Source organism: Streptomyces sp. NPDC055955, from assembly GCF_042270245.1.
In the GTDB taxonomy this organism is placed as follows: Bacteria; Actinomycetota; Actinomycetes; order Streptomycetales; family Streptomycetaceae; genus Streptomyces.
On sequence record NZ_JBHJYS010000008.1, the window covers coordinates 156810 to 179469 of the forward strand.

Consider the following 22660-nt stretch of genomic DNA (forward strand, 5'->3'; position numbering starts at 1 on the left):
CCGTTTACAGCGCGTCCGGCCCGCGCTCACCGGTGCGGACCCTGACGGCGGTCTCCACCGGGACGGCCCAGACCTTGCCGTCCCCGATCTTGCCGGTCCTGGCGGCCTTGACCACGACGTCGATGAGCTGCTCGGCGTCGTCGTCCTCGACGAGGACCTCTATGCGGATCTTCGGCACGAGGTCGACGGTGTACTCGGCGCCGCGGTAGACCTCGGTGTGGCCGCGCTGGCGGCCGTAGCCGCTGGCCTCGGTGACGGTCAGGCCCTGGACGCCGAAGGCCTGGAGGGCTTCCTTGATCTCGTCCAGCCGGTGGGGCTTGACGACCGCCGTGATGAGCTTCATGCGTCCACCTTCTTGGTCTGCGCTGCCGGCTCCTGGACCGGGCCGGCCGAACGGGGGGCCGTGCCGCCGCCCGCGCCGCTGAAGTCGTACGCGGTCTCGGCGTGCTCGACCTGGTCGATGCCGGACACCTCGTCGTCCTCGCTGACCCGCATGCCGATCGCCTTGTCGACCAGGAAGGCCAGGATCGCGGAGGCGACGAGCGAGTACGCGAGGACCGCGCCGACGCCGGCGAGCTGCTTCCACAGCTGGGTCAGGCCGCCGCCGTAGAAGAGGCCCTGCGCGTCGGACTGGCCGCCTCCGGTGGCGAAGAAGCCGATGAGGAGCGACCCGATGACCCCGCCGACGAGGTGGACGCCGACGACGTCGAGCGAGTCGTCGTAGCCGAACCTGTACTTGAGGCCGACGGCCATGGCGCACAGGACACCCGCGATGGCGCCGATGGCGATCGCGCCGAGCGGCGAGCAGGAGCCGCCGGACGGGGTGATCGCGACGAGGCCGGCGACCGCGCCGGAGGCGGCGCCGAGAGTGGTGAACGCGCCGTGCCGGATCTTCTCGTAGATCAGCCAGGCGAGCATCGCGGCGGCGGTGGCGACCTGCGTGTTGACGAACATCAGCGCGCCGACGCCGTCGTCGTTGCCGAGCCAGGAGCCCGCGTTGAACCCGAACCAGCCGAACCACAGCAGACCGGCGCCGAGCATCACGAGCGGCAGCGAGTGGGGCCGCATCGGGTCCTTCTTGAAGCCGACGCGCTTGCCGATCACGAGGATCACACCGAGAGCGGCCGCGCCCGCGTTGATGTGGACCGCGGTACCGCCGGCGAAGTCGATGACGCCGAGGTCGAACGCCCAGCCGCCGGTCCCCCAGACCCAGTGCGCGACGGGGAAGTACACGAGCGTGGCCCACAGCGTGATGAACAGCGCCCAGGCGCTGAACTTCACGCGGTCGGCGAGCGCACCGCTGATCAGGGCGGGCGTGATGATCGCGAACATCAGCTGGAACACGGCGAAGACGTAGACCGGGATGGTGTAGCCGTCCCACAGCTGCGTCAGGCCGATGCCGCTGAGCCCTACGTAGTCCGAGGACCAGCCGATCAGGCTGCCGTGATCGGTGCCGAAGGCGGCGGAGAAGCCGTAGAGGACCCAGAGGATCGTGACGATCCCGAGGCTGATGAAGCTCATCATCAGCATGTTCAGGGTGGACTTGACGCGGACCATGCCTCCGTAGAAGAAGGCGAGTCCCGGCGTCATGATCATCACCAGGGCGGAACAGATCAGCATGAACCCTGTGTTGGCGGCAGACAGCGTGGGCGTGTCTGCGGCAAGCGTGATGCCTGGGGGCATCGGCGTCTCCTCGTCGTTGGTACGGCCCCGTGCGGGCGAAGCCTGTGCGGTCATGAGGGGTGGGCCGGTTATGCGCCAAGAGAATGGTGCAGCGCCGTTTCCGTGGACGCCCCTCGATGTTTCGCCGCAGTGACGAAGAGGTCGTGCGTGTTACGCGTCAATGAACTGTCTGATACGGGGTGAGGCGATCGTTATCGTGACGCAACCAACGAAGACCGGCCGCGGCGGCCATCCGGTTGACCTGGCAATGGGGGAGCCGAGTCGGGCAGTCCGGGAGGGCCGGCCGCGGCCGGGGACAAGGGTTCAGACCGCTTCGGCGGTCTCCGGCAGGTGGATCGCGAGCTGGTCGGTGAGGTGCGTGACCTCGGCGACGTCCCCGAACTCACGGACCGCGGTGTCCACGGTCTTGCGGATACGGGTGTTGACCCGCTCGGAGCGCACCTTCTTGGCGATGATCATGGCCTGCTCGGCGAGCACCGTGGACTGCTCGGGTTCACGCTGGAGCAGATGCACCGTGGCCATCCCGATCAGGTTCAGCGCGTACGACCGCTGGTGCTCGGCGTCCTTCTCGAAGAGCTCGACGGCGCGCCGCATGAGGGGCTCGGACATCGAGGCGTACGTGGGGCTGCGGCCCGCCACATAGGCGAGGTCGCGGTACGAGTGGGAGTTCTCCCCGTGCAGCTCGGCCTCGGAGAAGAAGCGGATCCAGTCGGGGTCCGGATCGTCCCAGTCGTCGGCGTCGTGGAAGGTCTCCTCGGCCATCCGGACCGCCCGCTTGCACTTGCCGGGCTGCCCGATGTTCGCGTACGCGCGGGCCTCCATCGCATACAGCATGGCCTGCGTGCGCGGACTGGCGCAGTCGCGACTGCCGTACTGCGCGAGATGGATGAGTTCCAGCGCGTCGTCGGGCCGGCCGAGGTGGATCATCTGCCGGCTCATGCTGGACAGGACGTACGAGCCGAGCGGCTTGTCGCCGGCTTCCTTTGCCGCGTGGAGGGCGAGGACGAAGTACTTCTGGGCGGTGGGCTGGAGGCCCACGTCGTAGCTCATCCAGCCCGCCAGCTCGGCCAGTTCGGCCGCGACCTTGAAGAGCCGCTTCGTCGTGGCCTCCGGCTGGGGCTCCTGGAGCAGGTCGGTCACCTCGTGCAGCTGGCCGACCACGGCCTTGCGGCGCAGCCCGCCGCCGCACTGCGCGTCCCACTGACGGAACATGACCGTCGTGGACTCCAGGAGGTCGAGCTCGGGCTTCGAGAGCCGGTTCCCCCGGCGCAGGGCCGTCGGGTCGGGCTCCGCCGCGGGGGTCCCGGGCGTGGGCACGAGCCAGCGCTGCATGGGCTCGATGAGCGCGGGGCCCGCGGAGAGCGCGAGCGCGCTGCCGAGGAATCCGCGGCGCGCCAGCATCAGGTCGCTGCGGGAGAACTCACCGATCAGCGCCACCGTCTGCGGGCCCGTCCACGGCAGGTCGACGCCGGACACGGAGGGCGACTGGTGCGCGGCGCGCAGCCCGAGGTCCTCGACCGCCACGACACAGCCGAAGCGCTCGGAGAACAGCTCGGACAGGATGCGCGGGATCGGCTCACGCGGATTCTCGCCGTCGAGCCAGCGGCGCACGCGCGAGGTGTCCGTCGAGATGTGGTTGGCGCCCAACTGCCGTGCCCGGCGGTTCACTTGGCGCGCAAGCTCACCCTTGGACCAGCCGCTGCGCAGGAACCATGAGCTCAGCAGCTCATTGGGGCGCTTCTCAGCGTTCGTCACGCTTCCGTCGCTGCCGCCCACTGGAACGCCCCCATCCCTGAAGCCACCTCTTCGCCACCCCGCCGCTGCGGGGTGCGATGTGCGTCAAGCCCTACCAGCATGCCGTCAACGACGGCCGCCCGTCCGGTGGTTGTCACTCCTCGAACAGGAAACCGACTTGCCTGCGGCATACCCAGGAGTGCATAGGCCCCAGAGGCTCGTGTACTGAAAGTAATCCTACGATCACCCCTCCGGCCATGGCGAACCCGGAAACGCCACCATTCGCCACCCCTTCGAATGAACTAGGAGAGTGCCACACGCGATTCACTTGACATAGGACGGCCGAAAGTGGGCGGAGCGGTGTACGCCGGGGCGTGCGGCACCGGGCGCACCACCCCCGTAGCCATCGAGAGCCGCTCCGAGTCGGAGGTTCACGGCCCCGGGAAGACAGAGGGTCACGATCCGATTCCGTCTCGTAACCACCGGCGCGCAGGACCCGTTGGAGGGGGCATGGGCTTCACGATCGGCGGCAGCCGCGGGATTCTCGACATCCGGTCCGGTGCGCGTCGCCGCGGCCGCACTGCGGGCCGCGCGTCGGACTGCACTTCGGTGGCCGAGTTCACCGGACTCTGGGGCTGGGAGGCGGTGCCGGGCACACGTGCCTCGGCCGGCGCCTGCTCCTGCGGCAAGGCGGACTGCCCCTCACCCGGCGCCCACCCCATCGACCACGCGCCGACCGTCCCCGCCGGGGCCACGCTCGACGAGGTCACCGAGACCTGGGAGCAGTTCCCCGGCGCCACGGTGATGCTGCCCGTCGGCAGCGCGTTCGACATCATCGACGTACCCGAGGCGACCGGCCGTCGCGCACTCGTCCGCCTGGAGCGGATGGGGCTGCCGCTGGGCCCCGTGACGGTGACCCCCGAGGGGCGCGCCCACTTCTTCGTGGCGCCGGGTTCCGCCGCCGAACTCGGCTCACTGCTGTACCGGATGGGCTGGGACGACGCGGCCCTCGACCTGCACGCGCTCGGCCCGGGCACCCACATCACCGCCCCGCCCTCCGACCGCGGCGGTCTGGGCCCGGTCCGGTGGCTGCGCTCCCCCGGACTCGACTCGGCGACCCAGCCCCCGCAGGCCCGCCTCGTCCTCGGCACCCTGGCGTACGTGGCCCATCGCTCGCCCGCGGTCTAGGGCCTGTCGTCACATTCCCGTCGTCCGCCCGAGGGGCGGGCCCGGCGGCGTCTGGTGCGTGCGATCGCAAGGCGCCGGAGAGCCCTTGTAGCGGAGCCACCAGGGCTTTTCGGCAACGCCGCATGGGGGTCCCCCCTGCTCGAGCAGAGCCGAGAGCTAGCGGGAGTGCGTGCCAGACGCCGCCGGGCAGACGGCAATTTGACGACAGGCCCTAGGGCCTTCCGTCCGGATCAGGCGGGACCGGGGAGCGGGTGCCGGTGCCAGTGCCGGTGCCGTGCGTCGCAAGGCGGAGGAAGGAGCCCATGCGGAGCGTCGGGGCGACCGACCGCAACGCCGCGAGGCGCGGTGCCAGGCCCCGCGAGCCCGGCATGAGGTGAACGACCGGCCCTGGCGCCCCTCGTTCGCCCGGTCCGGCCGAGAGGCCCTGGCGGCGGCCCGCGCACAGGGAAGCGGGCGCGCGCCGCGGGGGGGGGGCGTGCCGGGGCAAAAACACCGACCTCCGGGCACGCACCCCACCCCGCCCCCCCCACCCCCGCCCCCGCCCGCCCCCCCCACGGACGAGCCGCCCACCCAGCCCCCCCCGCCCGCCGCCCCCCCCGCTTCCCTGTGCAAAGACACGTCCGTCCGGCTACTCGCCGATCAGCGCGTCCACGAACGCCTCCGGCTCGAACGGAGCCAGGTCGTCGGGGCCCTCGCCCAGGCCGATCAGCTTCACCGGCACGCCCAGCTCGCGCTGCACGGCGATGACGATGCCGCCCTTGGCCGTGCCGTCGAGCTTGGTGAGCACGATGCCGGTGATGTCCACGACCTCGGCGAAGACGCGGGCCTGGACCAGGCCGTTCTGCCCGGTCGTCGCGTCGAGCACGAGGAGGACCTCGTCGAGCGGGGCGTGCTTCTCGACGACGCGCTTGACCTTGCCGAGCTCGTCCATGAGGCCGGTCTTGGTGTGCAGCCGTCCCGCGGTGTCGATGAGGACCACGTCGGCGCCCTCATCGATGCCCTCCTTGACGGCGTCGAAGGCGATGGACGCGGGGTCGCCGCCCTCGGGGCCGCGCACGGTGCGGGCACCGACGCGCTCGCCCCAGGTCTGGAGCTGGTCGGCGGCGGCGGCGCGGAAGGTGTCGGCGGCGCCGAGCACCACGTTCCTGCCGTCGGCCACCAGGACGCGGGCGAGCTTGCCGGTGGTGGTGGTCTTACCGGTGCCGTTGACCCCGACGACCATCACGATGCCCGGGGTGTCGAGGTTCGAGTCGGTCTTGACCGAGCGGTCGAACTCCGGGACGAGGAGCTGGACCAGCTCCTCGCGCAGCAGCGCGCGCAGCTCGTCGGGCGTGCGGGTGCCGAGCACCTTCACGCGCTCGCGCAGCCGGTCGACGAGTTCCTGCGTGGGCTGCACGCCGACATCGGCGGTGAGCAGGGTGTCCTCGATCTCCTCCCAGGTGTCCTCGTCCAGGTGCTCGCGCGACAGGAGCGTGAGCAGCCCCTTGCCGAGCGCGTTCTGCGAGCGGGAGAGCCGGGAGCGCAGACGTACGAGACGCCCCGCGGTCGGCTCCGGAACCTCGATCTCGGGCGCGGCCGGAGCCGGGGGCTCCTCCACCGCGATGGGCGCGGACGGCTCCGGCTCGACGAGCGGGAGGTCGACCTCCTCGATCGTGCGGCGGGGTTCGTCGCGCGGCGTCTCGGCCTCTTCGCCGACATGCGGCTCGGCCGGAGGTGCGGTGATGTCGGGCACGGTGGGGGGCGGCGGGGGCAGCTGCTTCTTTCTGCGGCTGCCGACCACGAGCCCGCCGAGTGCGCCGATCACGACCACGGCGATGACTACAGCAAGGATGACGATTTCCATAACCACACCAGTATGGCGTGACCGGGCGCCGGACCCCCTCGTGTCCGCGCGGGGCTGCGCGCCCTGCGGGTGGGGCCGGTCCACCGTCCCCACCGTGCGTCGACGACAAGCCACCGGGGTGGGGTCACCACCCGTCCGGCATCAGCGCGGGTCCGGGTGCGCCCAGCGCACCCGGGGCGCGTGTGACGGCCCCTTTCACGGACCGCCGCACGCACCTTTGTAGCTTCCTCCGAAGAACATAAGCCACTTGAGTGTATTACTCGGACTAAAGTACGATGGAAGAGGCTGCATCAACGCGCGTAGAGTCCAACGCGTCCCCTCCCCACACCCCACCGGCTCCCCCACCACCCCCCATGGAGCCGAGCGAGAGGCACGGAACCCCACCGCATGAGCAAGACCGCCGAATCCGAAGGCGCACTCGAGACCCGCGGCATCGAGCCCGTCCCCGAGTCCGAGCGCACCGCCAGGACCCGTGAGCTGTTCCCCACCTGGGTCGCCGCCAACATCAGTGTGCTGCTGCTCACGATGGGCGCGAGCCTGGTCGTCTCGTACAAGCTCAACTTCTGGCAGGCGCTCGTCGTCGCGATCGCCGCCCCCATCGTCTCGTACGGCCTCGTCGGCCTGATCGGCATCGCCGGCAAGCGCGGCGGCGCGCCGGGCATGGCGCTGTCCCGCGCGGTCTTCGGCCAGCGCGGCAATCTGCTGCCCGGTTCGCTCATCTGGGTCGCCCGCTGGGGCTGGGAGACGATCAACGCGGTGACCGGCGCCTACGCCGTGCTCACCGTCCTGGACATCCTCTTCGGCGTGAAGAGCAACAACGTCCTGGTGATCGTCACGCTGCTGCTCTTCGTCGTCACGACGTTCGTGATCTCGGGCCTCGGGATCACCGCCGTACAGAAGTGCAACAAGTACGCGACGTACCTCTTCGGTCTCTTCTCCGTGCTCGTGCTGGTCTACCTGATCGCCAACACCGACTGGACCCGTGTCTTCGACCAGCCCGCGGGCAAGATGTCGCTGATGGTCGCCGGCATCGGCCTGATCGCCGCGGGCGGCGTCAGCTGGATCCCCTCGTCGCCGGACTTCACGCGCTACCTGCCGCGCACGGCCTCGTCGGTGGCGATCGTGCGCAACTCCGTCGGCGGCGCCGGCATCGTCGTCCTGCCGATGGTCCTGATGGGCGCCGTCATGGCGGTCTCCACCCCGGACCTGGCCTCGGCCGCCGACCCGGTCTCGTTCCTCGGCGAGATCCTGCCGCTGTGGATCGCGGTCCCCTACCTCCTGATCGCCCTGGTCGGCATGCTGCTGATCAACTCGATGTCGATGTACTCGGCGGGCTTCACCGCCCAGACCCTCGGCTTCAAGGTCCCGCGCCACTGGGCCGTCTCGATCAACGCACTGATCTCGCTGATCTTCGGCGGCATCCTGATGCTCGTCGCGACCAGCTTCATGGGCTCGTTCATCGCCTTCCTGTCGCTGCTCGCGGTGGCGTTCTCCGCCTGGGTCGGCGTCTTCGGCGCCGACATGCTGCGACGCAAGGAGTACGACGCCGAGGCCCTCGTCGACACGACGCGCACCAGCGCCTACTGGTACAAGGGCGGCTTCAGCCCCGCGGCCGTCGCCTCCTGGGCCATCGGCCTGGTCGCCGGCCTGATGTTCACCACGTCCGACTGGTTCACCGGCCCGCTCGCCGCGAACAACCCGATCGGCGAGTACGGCCTCGGCTGGGTCGCCACGATCGTGATCTCCGGCCTGCTGTACGTCGTCCTGCCGAAGCCCGCCGTCGCCGTCCCGTCCGAGGTCTCCGCCGAAGAGGAGCGCGAAACCCTGGCTGTCTGACGCTCCGTCAGCTACCGTCCCCCTTCACCAGCGGCCCCACTCCGCCCTGTGAAGGGGGACTTCTCATGCCCGTCACGGTCGTGCGCTTCAACCTCGTGGACCCCGCGGCGACGCCCGCATCGCTGAGCGCCCGCTACAGGGCGGCCGTCGAGATGGCGGCGTACGCCGACGACCGCGGCATCTCCACCGTCCAGACCGAGGAGCACCACGGCGTGGCCAACAACTGGCTGCCCTCGCCCTTCACCTTCGCGGGCGCCGTCTTCGGCGCGACCCGGCGCATCGCCGTCACGGTCTCCGCGATCATCGGCCCGCTGCACGATCCGCTGCGCCTCGCGGAGGACATCGCCGTACTCGACCTGCTCAGCGGCGGCCGGCTCGTCACCGTGGCCGGGATCGGCTACCGGCCCGAGGAGTACGGCCAGTTCGACGTCGAGTGGAAGCAGCGGGGCAAGCTCCAGGACGAGCTCCTCGACACCCTGCTCAAGGCGTGGACGGGCGAGGAGTTCAGCTTCCGCGGCCGCACGGTCCGCGTCACGCCACGCCCGTTCACCCAGCCCCACCCGCTGCTCCTGGTCGGCGGCTCCTCGCGGGCGGCGGCGCGGCGCGCGGCCCGCCTCGGTCTGCCGTTCTTCCCGAGCGCGCATCTGCCGGAACTCGAGGCGTACTACAAGGAACAGCTCGTCGAGCACGGCACCGAGGGCTGGACCATGATGCCCGCGGCGGTCACCCCGCTGCTGCACGTCGCCGAGGACCCCGACCGCGTGTGGGCCGAGCACGGGGAGCACTTCCTGCACGAGGCGCGGACGTACGCGTCCTGGCAGTCCGGCGACATCAAGTCGGCCGTGAAGTCGGGGGCCACGACGGTCGACGAGCTGCGCGCCGAGGGCGTCTACCGGATCCTCACGCCCGACGAGTGCGTGGAGCAGGCCCTCGACAGCTATGTGCTGCACCCGCTGTCGGGCGGCATGCCGGTCGACGAGGGATGGCGCAGCCTGCATCTGTTCTGCGAAAACGTACTGCCCCGGCTCGAAGACCTTGCGGTCTGAGCCGGGGCAGTGACGAGGTTGAGGAGATGGCAGCGGGGACTTAACCCATCTCCTCCAACGCCTTGCCCTTGGTCTCCTTCACGAACTTGAGCACGAAGGGGATCGAGAGCGCGGCGAAGATTGTGTAGATGACGTACGTCCCGGAGAGGTTCCAGTCGGCCAGCGACGGGAAGCTCGCGGTGATGGCCCAGTTGGCGATCCACTGCGCGGACGCGGCCACGCCGAGCGCCGCGGCACGGATCTTGTTCGGGAACATCTCGCCGAGGAAGACCCAGACGACGACACCCCACGACAGGGCGAAGAACAGGACGAAGAAGTGGGCGGCGATCAGGGCGACCCAGCCCTGCGTGGCCGGCAGCTTGCCGTCCACGAGGTCGTACGAGAACGCCCAGGCCTCCAGCGCGAGGCCGATGACCATACCGGCGGAACCGACCAGGGCCAGCGGCTTACGGCCGACGCGGTCCACCAGGAGCATCGCGATCACGGTGCCGATGATGTTGATGATCGACGTGGTGAACGAGTAGAAGAACGAGTCCGTCGGGTTCACGCCGACCGACTGCCACAGCGTCGAGGAGTAGTAGAACGCGACGTTGATGCCGACGAACTGCTGGAAGACCGAGAGGCCGATACCGATCCAGACGATCGGCTTGAAGTAGAGACCGCTGTTGCCCTTGCCGGAGAGCAGGTCCTTGAACGTGGACTTGTGCTCGCTCTTCATCGCGTGCTCGATCTCGGCGACGCGGGCGTCCAGGTCGACCTTCGTGCCCTCGACCTCGGCGAGGATCTCCTTGGCCTTGGCCTCGCGGCCGACCGAGATGAGGAAGCGCGGCGACTCGGGGATCGCGAAGGACAGCATGCCGTAGAGAACGGCCGGGATGACCATCACGCCGAGCATGACCTGCCAGGCCTCGAGGCCGAGGACATCACCGCGCTGGTCGCCTCCGGCGGCCTGCAGGATGCCGTAGTTGACGAGCTGCGAGATGGCGATGCCGACGACGATCGCGGCCTGCTGGAAGGAGCCGAGGCGGCCACGGTAGGCGGGCGGCGAGACCTCGGCGATGTAGGCGGGGCCGATGACGGAGGCCATGCCGATGCCGAAGCCGCCGACGATCCGCCAGAAGGCCAGGTCCCAGAGGGCGAAGGGCAGTGCCGAGCCGACGGCGCTGATCGTGAAGAGGACGGCCGCGATCTGCATGCAGCGGATACGGCCGATGCGGTCCGCGATCCGGCCGGCGGTGGCCGCACCGATCGCACAGCCGATCAGGGCGATGGCGATGACCTGGGCGAGCGTTCCGGAGCCGATGTCGTACCGGTCACGGATGGCCTCGACGGCTCCGTTGATCACGGAACTGTCGTAGCCGAAGAGAAAGCCGCCCATCGCGGCCGCCGCCGTGATGAAGATGACATGGCCGAGATGGTCGGGGTGGGCCTCTCGGGCGCTCGGCGGCTTCGCTGTGCTGGTCACGTGTACTCCTCGGGCCACCGGCAGCGGTGCCGGGGGTGGGGGTGAGAGCCCTTCCAGTGGCGCACAACTTCACGCCGCCCACCACCTGAAGGTAAAAGCAACGTTGCAGAGACTATGCCTTCAAGTTTCGAAGTCAATAGGTGGGTAACTGTGAATCTCAACCGCCCAGGTGAGATGAATCATTCAAGTCTTGAACGAGTGCCTACGGTTGATCTTGTGGTTGGCTCTGCGGCCGACGCCGCGTCGCAGGTCGGCTCGCGGGTGGGCCGGAGATCGGTTCCCGAGCGGATCGCAGCCGGGCCCGGGCGCCCCGCGTGCGGCTAGCGCAGCCGCTGACTGATCACCTTCGACACACCATCGCCCTGCATCGACACCCCGTAGAGCGCGTCGGCGACTTCCATCGTGCGCTTCTGGTGCGTGATCACGATGAGCTGGGAGGCCTCCTGGAGCTCCTGCATGATGCGGATGAGCCGCTGGAGGTTGGTGTCGTCGAGCGCGGCCTCGACCTCGTCCATCACGTAGAAGGGGCTCGGCCGCGCCTTGAAGATCGAGACGAGCAGCGCCACCGCGGTCAGGGAGCGCTCGCCACCGGAGAGCAACGACAGCCGCTTGACCTTCTTGCCCGGGGGACGGGCCTCCACATCGACACCCGTGGTGAGCATGTTGTCGGGATCGGTCAGGATCAGCCGTCCGTCGCCGCCGGGGAAGAGCCGGCTGAAGACGCCCTCGAACTCCCTGGCCGTGTCCCGGTACGCCTCGGTGAAGACCTGCTCGACGCGCTCGTCGACCTCCTTCACCACCTGAAGGAGATCGCTCCGTGTCTTCTTCAGGTCCTCGAGCTGCTCGCTGAGGAACTTGTGGCGCTCCTCCAGCGCGGCGAACTCCTCAAGAGCCAGCGGATTCACTTTTCCAAGCTGCTGGTACGCCCGTTCGGCTGACTTGAGCCGCTTCTCCTGCTCCGCGCGCACGAACGGCCGCGGCTGGTTGCGGGGGTGCTCGGGGTCGTCGGGCAGGTCCTCGCCCTCGGCCGGGAGCGAGGGCGGTACGGGCTGCTGCGGCCCGTACTCCGCCACGAGTCCCGCGGGTTCGACACCGAGTTCCTCCAGCGCCTTGGCCTCCAACTGCTCGATCCTCAGCCGCTTCTCCGCGCCGAGCACCTCCCCCCGGTGCACCGAGTCCGTCAGCTTGTCGAGCTCCGCCTTCAGGTCACGGCCCCGGGCCCGCTCGGCGACGAGCTCCCGCTCCCGCTCACCCTTGGCGCTCTCGGCGGACACCCGCTCCCGCTCGGCCCGTCCGACCGAGACCTCCACATGCGCGAGCAGCTGCCGGGCTCCGGAGGCCACCGCGTCGGCCACGGCCGCCTCGTGGCGCAGCCGGGAGCGCTGGCGCTCCGCACGCGCGCGTGCCTCGCGCTCCGCACGGGCCGCCCGGTCGAGCGAATCGGCGCGTCCGGCAAGGCCCTTCACCCGCTCCTCGTGCGTACGCGCCTGGAGCCGGGCTTCCATCTCGGTCTGGCGGGCATTGGCACCGTCGGCGGCGAGCCGGTCGCGTACCGCGGTGTCCGGCTCCTCGTCGGCCGGCATCTCCTCGGCGACGGCCAGCCGTTCGGCCAGCTCCTCGGCGTCCTGTACGGCCTTCTCCAGCGCGTCCTGCGCCTTGGCGGCCGCGGCGGCGCTGCGCTCGGCCTCCCCGGCGGCGCCCCGCGCCTGTCCGGACAGGCGGCCGAGCTGCTGCGCCACGGACGACTTCTCCCGGTCGGCGGCCCGGCGCAGCTCCCCCAGCTCCTCCACGAGCGCGGCCGCCTCCGCGCGCCGCGCGACCGCGCTGTGCTGCGCCTCGGCCAGCTCCTCGCACCGCACCCCGAGCTCGGTCAGCTCGCCCGCGGCCTCGTCGACGGAGGCCTGCACCTCGAGAAGGCTGGGCGCCCCGGCGGAACCGCCCTGGGCGAAGTGCGCCCCGAGCAGGTCCCCTTCGGCGGTGACCGCGGTCAGCTCGGGCCGCGCGTAGACGAGATCCTCGGCGTCCTCGAGCGTCCCGACGACCACGATCCCCCGCAGCAACCGCCGCACGGCAGGCATCAGCTCGCCGGGCCCTCGCACGAAATCGGCCACGAGGGGCAGCCCGTCCCCGCCCCGTGCGGGCCGTCCCGGGTACGCACTGCCGAAACCACCGGGCCCGTCGCCGTCACCGGCCGCCGACGCACCCCTGTCCGCGTCGGCCACGCCATCGTGACCACCGGCCCCGGGCTCACCACCCGCGAACCCGCCACCCCGAGGGCCGCCGCCACGAGGGGACCCCCCGGCCGGCGACGCGGGCACGCCGCCGTCCACACCGGACGCGTCCTCCTGCCCCGCCAGCAGCAGTGCCGCGCGCCCCGCGTCCTGTTTACGCAGGAGGCGGATCGCTTCCGCGGCGGAGGCGGGTGTGCTCACGGCGACGGCGTCGGCCGCGGCACCGAACGCCGCGGCGACCGGGACCTCGAAGCCGGGGGTGACGGAGAGCAGTTCGGCCGCGGGGCCGAGCACTCCCGTCAGCCGGTCGCGGGCGCCGAGCAGCGCGCCGGTGCCGTCCTTGCGGCGCAGCCCGAGCGCGAGGGCGTCGTGCCGGGCCGAAACCGCCGCCCGCTTGCGTTCCGCGGACGTCAGGGCCTCCCGGGCCGCCGTCAGTGCGGACTCCGCGTCGGCGAGAGCGGCCCTGGCCGTGTCGTGCCGGTCCCCGAGCTCCGCGTCCCCGGCGTCGAGCCCGTCGACCTCGGCCTTCAGCTGCTCGTACTCCTCCTGTGCCGCGACGGCCCGCTCCCGGGCCTCGTCCCGCGCGGCGGCAAGCCGGTCGATCTCGGCCTGCGCCGCGGCGGCCCGTGAACGGGCCGCGTTGACCTGCCCGTTCAGCCGCGCGAGCCCCTCACGCCGGTCGGCGATGGCCCGGGCGGCGTCCTTGAGCCGGCGCTCCTCGGCCGCCAACTCCCGTTCCAGGTCGGCCCGGTGGGCCACCGTGTCGTCGAGGGCGCGCTCAGCCGCTTCGAGGGCGGCCTCCAGCTCGGCCTCCTGCTCGCGGATCCGGGCGGCCTCGCGCTCCATGTCCTCGGGGTCGCGCCCGCGCCGTTCCTCCGCGGGGGCGGACGTCGCGCTCTTGACCCGCGCGTCGGCCAGCGAGACGGTGCCGCGCACCCGCTCGGCCAGCTGCGACAGCTCGTACCAGGTCTGCTGGGCGCGCTGGAGCCGCGGTGTGAGCTGCCGGACCTCGGCCTCCAGGAGCGCCTCGCGCTGGAGTGCCTTCTTCAGCTCGGCCTCGGCCGCGTCCTTGCGTTCCTTGAGCGCCGCTTCGTCCTCGATCTCGGCGCGCAGCGCACCCCGCATGCGCACGAGGTCGTCGGCGAGGAGCCGCAGCCGCGCGTCGCGGAGGTCTGCCTGGATGACGGCGGCGCGGCGGGCGACGGCGGCCTGGCGCCCGAGCGGCTTCAACTGCCGCCGCAACTCGTCGTTGAGGTCCTGCACGCGCGCGAGGTTGGCCCGCATCGCGTCCAGCTTCCGCAGCGCCTTCTCCTTGCGCTTGCGGTGCTTGAGGACACCGGCGGCCTCCTCGATGAAGGCGCGGCGTCCCATCGGGTCGGCATGCAGCACGGAGTCGAGCTGGCCCTGGCCGACGATGACGTGCATCTCGCGCCCGATGCCGGAGTCAGAAAGCAACTCCTGGATGTCGAGCAGCCGGCATGTGTCGCCGTTGATCTGGTATTCGCTGCCGCCGTTGCGGAACATGATCCGCGTGATGGTGACCTCGGCGTACTCGATGGGCAGCGCGCCGTCGGAGTTGTCGATGGTCAGCGACACCTCGGCGCGGCCGAGCGGTGGGCGCCCGGTCGTGCCGGCGAAGATGACGTCTTCCATCTTGCCGCCGCGCAGCGACTTCGCACCCTGCTCGCCCATGACCCAGCTGAGGGCGTCCACGACATTGGACTTGCCCGAACCATTGGGACCGACGACGCAGGTGATGCCCGGCTCGAACCGCAGAGTGGTGGCCGAGGCGAACGATTTGAACCCGCGCAGGGTCAGGGCCTTGAGGTGCACGCCGCCGGACTCTACCCGCCGCGTGTGTCTCACTCCATGAACCCGCGGTTTCGCCCAGGAAAGTGCAGGGCACATCAGACGTTAAAGAAAGACGTCGACGCGCGGAGCATTGACGGGGCATTCACGGGGGCGCGGTACGGGGCGGCGCATGCGGAGCGGAAATTCAGAAAGAAGGGACGCAAAGGCGTCCCTTGCAGATCTGAGAAATCTGATCAAGCGGCTTGATGAAAGGGCTGCCTGACCACTGGTGTCGTGTGCGGGATGTGGTCAGGTGAGCGCAGGCTCCGCCTGGGGTACGTCGATGCTCTCGAGGAGCGAGTCGTGAGAAGCGGCAGCCGCGAGCGCGTCGTTCTCGGACTGGATCCGAACGAGTTCGGACTCAAGGTCCTGGACGCGCTGCTGGAGCCGTCGCATCTCGGCGAGGAGTCGCGGGTCGGAACCGCCGACGTAACCGAGAAGCGCCTTTGCCATGATGGATGGTCCTCCACAATGAGTGACCGACCGAAGCGGTGTGGGTCGTGAGGGAATCGCACCCGCGGTGCCTGGCACTCGTTGTCTTGCTGCCGTTCATACATGCCAAACAGCTAAGGTGCGCGGGGCTTCCAGAGTCTCACCAAAAAGTTTGACGGTCAACACGATCACACCCCGTATCGACGGGTAAGCCCGGGGGCTCGGCGCCGTGAAAACTTCGGCGCGGCCTCACTTCGGGCCCCTTGGGGCGTGGAGATCATCCTTACTTCGCGAGCCTGCCACGACAAGCTCTTATTGGCAACCACCAGGTCATTCATGCCCGGCGCAGTTGCCCGGGGCATGTCAGGAACACTGCTCGGGTCGCTGGCCTGCGCGTCCTTCTCAGCGAATGGCGAAGTCGGCGTATCCGCCGCGCGGGGCGTCCCAGATCTCCGTGACACCGTCGACCCTCCCGGGAGTGTCGCCGTCGCGGAGCCAGTCGAGAAGGCCCTGACAACTCTCGCGCGGCCCCTCCGCGACGACCTGGACCCGACCGTCGTCCAAATTGAGAGCAAAGCCACTCAGGCCGCCGATCTCGAGCGCCTTAGCCCGCGTGAACCAGCGAAAACCCACACGTTGGACGCGTCCGCGCACCCAGGCGGTGATGCGTACGTCTTCGTTCATAGGGGCACGCTAACCGGCCAATTGCACTCGGAGCACTTCGCCCCCTTGCGTCGTGGGGTACCGTCCCGGACCAATGTGCCTCACCCGTACGGGTGAGTCCCATTGACCACAGCCAGGACGAGGAAGGCCACAAGATGGGACGCCACCGACGCTCCGACGCCGGCCGCGCCGCCACGGGTCGCGCCACGGACAGCACGGCCGGTTCGTATCCCGGGCACGACGGTACGCACGGGGCCGGGAGCACCGGTGCGTACGACGGCACGCACGAGGAGTGGTACGCCGCCGCCGGATTCGCCGGTCCGCGCGACACGGCGAACGGCGACCTGGGCCGGGCCTTCGACGAAGCCTGGCCGGACGGACCCGAGGCCGCGTACACACCTTCCGGGAGCCCGGGCAGCGGCTCGCACCGACGCAGGAAGCGCGTCGCCCGGCCGGTGCGGGCGGGGCTCCTCGGAGTCTCGGCCGCTGTGGCGGTGGGGGCCGTCGCGGTGGCCTCCGGGGTGATCCCCGGCCTGGACAACTACTCACTGGGCGGCGGCAACGGCGCCGACAAGGTGCGCGCCGCCGACTCCCCCTCCGGGCTCCAGACGCAGGGCGGCACGGACGGCAGTGCCGACCGCGCCCCGTCCTCCGCGAGCCGCGGCGCGAAGCGCACGGACTCGCCCTCCGCCTCTCCTTCGCAATCTTCGTCGAAGGCGTCTTCGAGCCCGTCGAGGACGGCGTCACCGAGCAGGTCCTCCGATTCCGCCTCGCATTCCGGCACGGCGACCTCTCCCAGGACCGCGACCCCTTCGAGGACCGCCACCTCCGACCCCAAGCCCCCGGCGGCCGCGCCCAGCCTGAAGGCTCCGTCCGGCGAGGCGGCCGCCGAGGCCCAGGTGCTCGCGCTGGTCAACACGGAGCGGGCCAAGGTCGGCTGCAGCCCGGTGACCGCGGACAGCGCCCTGGCCTCCCTCGCTGGGAACTTCAGCGAGGACATGGCGGCGCGCGGCTTCTTCGACCACACGGACCCGGATGGTGCGACACCCTGGGACCGCGCGAAGAAGGCCGGCATAACGGACCTCGGCGGCGAGAACATAGCCCGCGGCCAGGCCAACGCCCAGTCCGTCATGGACGCCTGGATGAACAGCCCCGGCCACCGCGCGAACATCCTCAACTGCGACTACAAGACGCTGGGGGTCGGCGTGCACTTCGGGTCGGGCGGCCCGTGGTGGACGCAGGACTTCGGCTTCTGACGCCAAGTCCCAGCACTAACCACGGGTTAGCGCACCCCTGAGGTTCGCGCTGTGCCGGAGTACGCTTGCCGCATGGAATCGAGCGACGGCGATCTCGCGTACGACGTGTTCTCCCGGCAGTGCCCGTCCCGCGGCACGCTCGAGCACGTGACGGGCCGCTGGGGTGCGCTCACGCTCGGGGCGCTGCACGAGGGCAGCTTCCGCTTCAACGAGCTGCGGCGCCGGGTGGACGGCGTGAGCGAGAAGATGCTGTCGCAGACCCTGCACGCGCTGGAGCGCGACGGCCTCGTGCACCGCGAGGCGCAGCCGACCAACCCGCCGCGCGTGGACTACGAGCTGACGCCGCTCGGGCGCGAGATCTCCGAACGGCTGCTGGCCCTCATCCAGTTCGTCGAGGGCCGGATGGACGACGTGCTCGCCTCGCGCTGCCGTTACGACGCGGACGGGGCGCGCGGCGGACGCTGACAGCGCGGGCAGAAGTAGCTGGAGCGGTTCATCCAGGGACGCCGGCGAATGATCGTGCCGCAGCGTCGGCAGGGCTCGCCCTCGCGCCCGTAGGCGTCGAGCGAGCGGTCGAAGTAGCCGGACTCGCCGTTCACATTCACGTAGAGGCTGTCGAAGCTGGTGCCTCCGACGGCGAGGGCCGCGTTCATCACGTCCCGTACGTGGCCCAGGAGTTCGGCCGTGCGCGGGCGCGTGAAGCCGGTGGTCGGCCGCTCGTAGTGGAGCCGCGAGCGCCACAGCGCCTCGTCCGCGTAGATGTTGCCGACGCCACTGATCAGGGACTGGTCGAGCAGGGCCCGCTTGATGGTCGTACGGCGCCTGCGCAGCGCCTCGTGGAACGCCTCGTCGTCGAACTTCGGGTCCAGCGGGTCGCGCGCGATGTGCGCGATGACGTCCGGCAGCCCGTCGGGGCCCGTCTCGTGCAGCGAGAGGCCGCCGAAGGTGCGCTGGTCGATGAAGCGCAGCTCCGTACCCAGCTCGTCGGCGAAGCGGACGCGGATGCGCAGATGCTTCTCGTCCGGCGCCTCGGCCGGCTGCACCAGGAGCTGTCCGCTCATGCCGAGGTGTGCGAGGATCGCGCCGCCCGTCGGCTCCAGCGGAAGCCACAGATACTTCCCGCGCCGCTCGGGTACGCCGATGCGCTGGTCCTTCAGCCGGTTCGCGAAGTCCTCGCCGCCCCCGATGTGACGGCGCACGGCACGCGGGTGCAGGACCTCCACGTCGGCGACGGTGCGGTGGGCGACCCAGCGCTCGAGTCCGCGCCGTACGACCTCGACCTCGGGCAGCTCGGGCACGGTGTCTCCTTGTGAGGGCTCTGGAAGCTCTGGAACGAAACGAACGGTGCCGACCGCCCCTCAGGACGGTCGGCACCGGACAGTTCGGATGCGGGCGTCAGGCAGACGCCGAGGAGGAGTCGGCGTTCCCCTCGGCTGCCGCGGCGGCCTCGACGACGTCAGCCGTCTTCGCCGCCTCGGCGCGCTCGTCGGCAGCCGCGCGGATCGCGCGCCATGCCGATTCAGCGGCCTGCTGCTCCGCTTCCTTCTTGCTGCGGCCGGTGCCGGTGCCGTACGAGACGCCTCCGACGCGGGCGGCAGCAGTAAAGGTCTTCTCGTGGTCGGGGCCGGTCTCCGAGACCAGGTACTCGGGAACGCCGAGCCCTTCGGTCGCGGTGAGCTCCTGGAGACTGGTCTTCCAGTCCAGGCCCGCACCCAGATTCGAGGACTTCTCGATCAGGGGATCGAAGAGACGGTGGACGAGTTCGCCCGCCGCGTCCAGACCCTGGTCGAGATAGACGGCGCCGATCACCGCTTCAAGCGTGTCGGCGAGGATGGACGCCTTGTCCCGGCCGCCCGTGCCCTCTTCGCCCCGGCCGAGCCGGATGAAGGAACCCAGGTCGAGCCCACGGCTGACCTCCGCAAGTGCACGCGAATTGACCACCGCGGCCCGCAGCTTGGCCAGCTGGCCTTCGGGCAGGTCGGGGTGGGTGGTGTACAGCGTGTCCGTGACGACGAGACCGAGCACGGAGTCCCCGAGGAACTCGAGCCGCTCGTTCGTCGGGAGACCGCCGTTCTCGTACGCGTACGAACGGTGGGTCAGTGCACGCACCAGAAGGGCGGACTCGAGCTTGTACCCGAGCCGCCCTTCCAGAAGCGTGTGGGACGAGGCATTGTCCGTCTTGTTCGACTCAGACATTGCGCCTCTCACCAGCCGCTCAGACCTCGAGGACCTGGCGCTTGTTGTAAGTGCCGCAAGCCGGGCACGCGATGTGCTGCAGCTTGGGCTCGTGGCAGCGCTCGCACGCAACCAGGGTGGGGACCGCAGCCTTCCACTGCGACCGGCGGTGGCGCGTGTTGCTGCGCGACATCTTCCGCTTCGGAACAGCCACGGCTACTTCTCCTGCTTCTCGTCGACGCCAGCTTCGGCGCCGCTCATCTCGTCCTTCTCGCCGTCCTGGATGGTCCCGGCGAGTCCCTGCAGTGCCGCCCAACGGATGTCGACGGCGTCGTGGTGGTGGTCCGGATCGTCCGCGAGCCGAGCTCCGCACTGGGAGCACAGACCCGGGCAGTCGTCCTGGCACACCGGCTGCATCGGCAGTGCGAGCACCACCGCATCACGCAGCACAGGCTCGAGGTCGAACATGCCGTCCTCGAGAAAGAGCATGTCCTCGTCTTCCTCGGCGTCGTCGGCCGGTTCCGCGGTGCGGCCCCGGTCGTCGGCGTCAGGGTACGAGAACATCTCCTGGAAGTCCGCGTCGACCTCGAGGCCGAGCGGCTCCAGACACCTTACGCACTCCCCCTGAGCCGATGCACGGGCGGTGCCTGTGACAAGCACCCCTTCCATGACCGACTCGAGGCGGACCTCGAGCTCCACCGGCGCGCCTTCCGGCACTCCGATGACCCCTTCGATACCGAAGTCCTTGGGGGCGTCGACCGTGCGGGTCAGGCGCTGCTGGGCACCAGGACGCCGTCCCAGCTCGTGCGTATCGAACACGAGAGGGTTGCGGTGGTCGAGGTGCGTGCTCAGGGCCGGTCCTGCTTTCGGTCTTCGATGCTCAGGTTGTTCAAGCTGCTCAAGGGGATCGCTGTCCCGAAATGAACCCGGGCAGCTGTGATCGCGGACGTACGCGCGACCGAAGAACCAGGATACTGGACCTTTCGCTCACGGCCCAATCCGGAGTCAGCGCCCCTGTTCGTACTGCCTCAGCTGCTCCGTGCTGATCATGCTCGTGTCGAAGAGGCTGGTCTCGTCGAGCGCCGCCGCCTCGTGCGCCACCTGCGGCTGCGCATAGCCCGCCTGGGCCTGGTCGTAGCCCTGCTGCTGGTGCTGCTGGTAGGCGTACGGGTCCTGCTGCTGGTACGCGTACGGGTCCTGCTGGTACACCGCGTACGGATCCTGCTGGCCGTAGGGCTGCTGCTGGTAGCCGTACACGTCCTGCTGCGGGTCCTGCTGCTGGGCGTACACCGGCTGCTGAGCCGGGATCTGCGGGGCCTGGGGGATCTCCCGCTCCGGCTCGGCGGGGGCGTTGCCGATCTCGGCGAGGCCGGCGAGGTAGTCGGCGTCACTGGTGTGCTGGGCGCCCGTGTCGTCGCCGAGAGTGCCGAGCTCGTCACTGGCGACCCGGCCCTGGAGCGTGTGCCGGCCGCGGCCGACCGCCTCCAGGGTCTTGGCCAGGACCGCCTCGAAGGCACCGAGCTTCACGTCGACGTACGCGTCGGCGTCACGGCGCAGGGTCTCGGGGTCGTGGCTGCGCTCGGGGGCGTCCTCGTCCTCGTAGCCCTGGTCGTCGACGCCCGGGCCGGTGCCGAGGAGCTTCTCGCGGCCGCGGCCCACGGAGCCGAGGGTCTTGGTGAGGACGACCTCGAAGTTGGCGAGCTTGGAGTCGACGTAGTCGTCGGCCTCCGCGCGGATCTCCTCGGCCTCCTTGCGGGCCTCGGCGAGGATCCGCTCCCCCTCGTCCTGCGAGCGGCGCGCGACCTCGGTGTCGGAGATCAGCGAACCGCGCTCGGCGTGCGCCGTCTCGATGATCCGCTCGGCCTCCTGGCGGGCCTGCTCGACCATCTGCGCGCGTCCGCCGATCAGCTCCTCGGCCTGCGCGAGGGAGCCGGGCAGCGCCTGGCGCACCTCTTCGAGCATCGCGAGCAGGTCGGCGCGATTGACCACGCACGACGCCGACATGGGCATGGACCGGGCACTGCCGACCGCGGCGACGATCTCGTCGAGCTTCTTCTGGACGTCCACCGTGTGCTCGCCACTCTCTACAGGGGTGTTGGAGACGGACGGAACGACTGTACGGCCAACTGGCGCCCGGATGTCACTTCTTGGGGAGGCGCTGGGTGAGCGCCTCGAAGACCGCCGGCGGCACCAGGTGGGAGACGTCGCCGCCCCAGGCCGCGACCTCCTTCACCAGGGACGAGGAGAGGAAGCTGTACGTCGGGTTGGTGGGGACGAAGAGGGTCTCCACGCCCGTGAGGCCGTTGTTCATCTGCGCCATCTGCAGCTCGTAGTCGAAGTCGCTGACGGCGCGCAGGCCCTTCACGATGGCCGGGATGTCGCGCTGCTTGCAGAAGTCGACGAGCAGTCCGTGGAACGACTCGACCTCGACGTTGCCGAACTCCGCGGTGACCTCGCGGATCAGCTCGATCCGCTCCTCGATCTCGAAGAGGCCCTTCTTCGACTGGTTGATCATCACCGCGACGTGCACGACGTCGTACAGCTTGGACGCTCGGCCGATGATGTCGAGGTGGCCATTGGTGATGGGGTCGAACGACCCCGGACAGACGGCGCGGCGCAACGTGAGTCCCTCGCTCTCCGGTCCGGTCACGGTGCTTCCTCGCACGTGACGGTGCTCTTCAGGGCGGCGCGACCGTACCAAAACGTTCCCTCGCCGTAGCGACGGGACCTCAGTGCCTCGAATCCGTCCGGCCACGGGAAAACACCGCCCCTGGTGCTTCGCTCCACGGTGACGAGCGCTTCGTCCGCGAGCCAGCCCCCAGAAGCGAGTGTGAGCAGAATCTCCCGAAGATCGTCGTCCGGGACGACATACGGAGGGTCGAGAAAGACCAGGTCGTACGGGGTGGCGGGGGCCGGGCCCCGGACGATCTGTTCCGCTTTGCCCGCTCTGACCTCGGCGCCGGGGAGGCCGAGGGACTTCACGTTCTCGCGGATGGTGCGGACCGCGCGGGCGTCGGCCTCCACCAGGAGCGCGTGTCCCGCGCCGCGCGACAGCGCCTCCAGACCCACGGCGCCCGAGCCGCCGTACAGGTCGAGCACGCGCTCGCCGTCCAGCGGGCCGCCGCCGAGCAGCGACTGCCAGGTGGAGAAGAGGGCTTCGCGCGCCCGGTCGGAGGTGGGGCGGGTGCCGTTGCCCGGCGGGACGGACAGGCGACGTCCGCCGGCCCGGCCGGCGATCACGCGGGTCATCTGAGTCC

At 70.2% G+C, this 22660-nt stretch carries 20 protein-coding genes; 5 read left to right on the forward strand and 15 right to left on the reverse strand.

Features of this window, described 5'->3' with window-relative positions; all coding sequences use genetic code 11:
- Nucleotides 1–4: 4 nt before the first annotated feature.
- The 3 genes from ACFC96_RS18350 to ACFC96_RS18360 form a co-directional block, all read right to left on the reverse strand.
- Complete coding sequence (locus tag ACFC96_RS18350; protein WP_116509391.1) at nt 5–343, reverse strand: P-II family nitrogen regulator; 339 nt, start codon at nt 341–343, stop codon at nt 5–7.
- A complete protein-coding gene (locus tag ACFC96_RS18355) occupies nt 340–1683 on the reverse strand; it encodes an ammonium transporter (RefSeq protein WP_376259182.1) in 1344 nt (447 codons plus the stop codon). Before ACFC96_RS18355 ends, ACFC96_RS18350 begins: the two co-directional genes overlap by 4 nt.
- 303 nt (nt 1684–1986) lie before the next feature.
- On the reverse strand, nt 1987–3459 hold the full coding sequence (locus tag ACFC96_RS18360; protein ID WP_376613135.1) for a hypothetical protein: 1473 nt from the start codon (nt 3457–3459) through the stop codon (nt 1987–1989).
- A 468-nt stretch (nt 3460–3927) separates the two neighbouring features.
- On the opposite strand from ACFC96_RS18360, the gene ACFC96_RS18365 reads away from it, so the two are divergent.
- Nucleotides 3928–4605 carry a bifunctional DNA primase/polymerase gene (locus tag ACFC96_RS18365; RefSeq protein WP_376259185.1) on the forward strand — a complete coding sequence of 226 codons (678 nt, stop codon included), beginning with the start codon at nt 3928–3930 and terminating at the stop codon, nt 4603–4605.
- 628 nt (nt 4606–5233) lie between these two features.
- Here ACFC96_RS18365 and ftsY read toward each other — a convergent pair.
- Complete coding sequence (ftsY, locus tag ACFC96_RS18370; protein ID WP_376259187.1) at nt 5234–6448, reverse strand: signal recognition particle-docking protein FtsY; 1215 nt, start codon at nt 6446–6448, stop codon at nt 5234–5236.
- A gap of 387 nt (nt 6449–6835) precedes the next feature.
- Here ftsY and ACFC96_RS18375 point away from each other — a divergent pair, with 387 nt between their 5' ends.
- Together ACFC96_RS18375 and ACFC96_RS18380 are read left to right on the forward strand one after the other, a co-directional pair.
- The gene (locus ACFC96_RS18375) at nt 6836–8284 is read left to right on the forward strand and encodes a cytosine permease (RefSeq protein ID WP_376259188.1); all 1449 of its coding nucleotides are present in this window, start codon (nt 6836–6838) and stop codon (nt 8282–8284) included.
- 65 nt (nt 8285–8349) lie between these two features.
- The gene (locus ACFC96_RS18380; protein WP_376259190.1) at nt 8350–9330 is read left to right on the forward strand and encodes an LLM class flavin-dependent oxidoreductase; all 981 of its coding nucleotides are present in this window, start codon (nt 8350–8352) and stop codon (nt 9328–9330) included.
- A gap of 40 nt (nt 9331–9370) precedes the next feature.
- Here ACFC96_RS18380 and ACFC96_RS18385 read toward each other — a convergent pair whose 3' ends face one another.
- The 4 genes from ACFC96_RS18385 to ACFC96_RS18400 form a co-directional block, all read right to left on the reverse strand.
- A complete protein-coding gene (locus tag ACFC96_RS18385) occupies nt 9371–10795 on the reverse strand; it encodes a sugar porter family MFS transporter (RefSeq protein WP_376259192.1) in 1425 nt (474 codons plus the stop codon).
- Between the two features lie 320 nt (nt 10796–11115).
- Nucleotides 11116–14859: an AAA family ATPase gene (locus tag ACFC96_RS18390; RefSeq protein ID WP_376613136.1), complete on the reverse strand. Its 3744-nt coding sequence runs from the start codon at nt 14857–14859 to the stop codon at nt 11116–11118.
- Nucleotides 14860–15126: 267 nt separating this feature from the next.
- Nucleotides 15127–15330: a hypothetical protein gene (locus ACFC96_RS18395; RefSeq protein WP_100595048.1), complete on the reverse strand. Its 204-nt coding sequence runs from the start codon at nt 15328–15330 to the stop codon at nt 15127–15129.
- Nucleotides 15331–15711: 381 nt separating this feature from the next.
- Entirely contained in the window at nt 15712–15993 is a 282-nt protein-coding gene (locus tag ACFC96_RS18400) for an acylphosphatase (protein ID WP_227297422.1), read from the reverse strand.
- A gap of 134 nt (nt 15994–16127) precedes the next feature.
- Between ACFC96_RS18400 and ACFC96_RS18405 the strand changes: the two genes are divergently transcribed.
- Both ACFC96_RS18405 and ACFC96_RS18410 read left to right on the forward strand, forming a co-directional pair.
- Complete coding sequence (locus ACFC96_RS18405; RefSeq protein WP_376613138.1) at nt 16128–17228, forward strand: CAP domain-containing protein; 1101 nt, start codon at nt 16128–16130, stop codon at nt 17226–17228.
- A gap of 72 nt (nt 17229–17300) precedes the next feature.
- Entirely contained in the window at nt 17301–17693 is a 393-nt protein-coding gene (locus tag ACFC96_RS18410; protein WP_376613139.1) for a winged helix-turn-helix transcriptional regulator, read from the forward strand.
- Here the strand turns inward: ACFC96_RS18410 and mutM are convergent.
- From mutM to rsmD, 7 genes are all read right to left on the reverse strand, one after another.
- Nucleotides 17660–18526 carry a bifunctional DNA-formamidopyrimidine glycosylase/DNA-(apurinic or apyrimidinic site) lyase gene (mutM, locus tag ACFC96_RS18415; protein WP_376259199.1) on the reverse strand — a complete coding sequence of 289 codons (867 nt, stop codon included), beginning with the start codon at nt 18524–18526 and terminating at the stop codon, nt 17660–17662. The two genes, ACFC96_RS18410 and mutM, sit on opposite strands and share 34 nt — an antisense overlap.
- Before the next feature lie 97 nt (nt 18527–18623).
- On the reverse strand, nt 18624–19424 hold the full coding sequence (gene rnc, locus ACFC96_RS18420) for a ribonuclease III (RefSeq protein WP_376259200.1): 801 nt from the start codon (nt 19422–19424) through the stop codon (nt 18624–18626).
- Between the two features lie 19 nt (nt 19425–19443).
- Nucleotides 19444–19617, reverse strand: coding sequence for a 50S ribosomal protein L32 (rpmF, locus tag ACFC96_RS18425; protein WP_006139588.1), 174 nt, complete (start codon nt 19615–19617; stop codon nt 19444–19446).
- A gap of 2 nt (nt 19618–19619) precedes the next feature.
- Nucleotides 19620–20255 carry a DUF177 domain-containing protein gene (locus ACFC96_RS18430; RefSeq protein WP_376259435.1) on the reverse strand — a complete coding sequence of 212 codons (636 nt, stop codon included), beginning with the start codon at nt 20253–20255 and terminating at the stop codon, nt 19620–19622.
- A gap of 153 nt (nt 20256–20408) precedes the next feature.
- Entirely contained in the window at nt 20409–21470 is a 1062-nt protein-coding gene (locus tag ACFC96_RS18435) for an ATP synthase F0 subunit B (protein WP_376613140.1), read from the reverse strand.
- 73 nt (nt 21471–21543) lie between these two features.
- The gene (coaD, locus tag ACFC96_RS18440) at nt 21544–22023 is read right to left on the reverse strand and encodes a pantetheine-phosphate adenylyltransferase (RefSeq protein ID WP_227300596.1); all 480 of its coding nucleotides are present in this window, start codon (nt 22021–22023) and stop codon (nt 21544–21546) included.
- A 26-nt stretch (nt 22024–22049) separates the two neighbouring features.
- The gene (gene rsmD, locus ACFC96_RS18445) at nt 22050–22652 is read right to left on the reverse strand and encodes a 16S rRNA (guanine(966)-N(2))-methyltransferase RsmD (RefSeq protein ID WP_116509421.1); all 603 of its coding nucleotides are present in this window, start codon (nt 22650–22652) and stop codon (nt 22050–22052) included.
- Nucleotides 22653–22660: the final 8 nt, after the last annotated feature.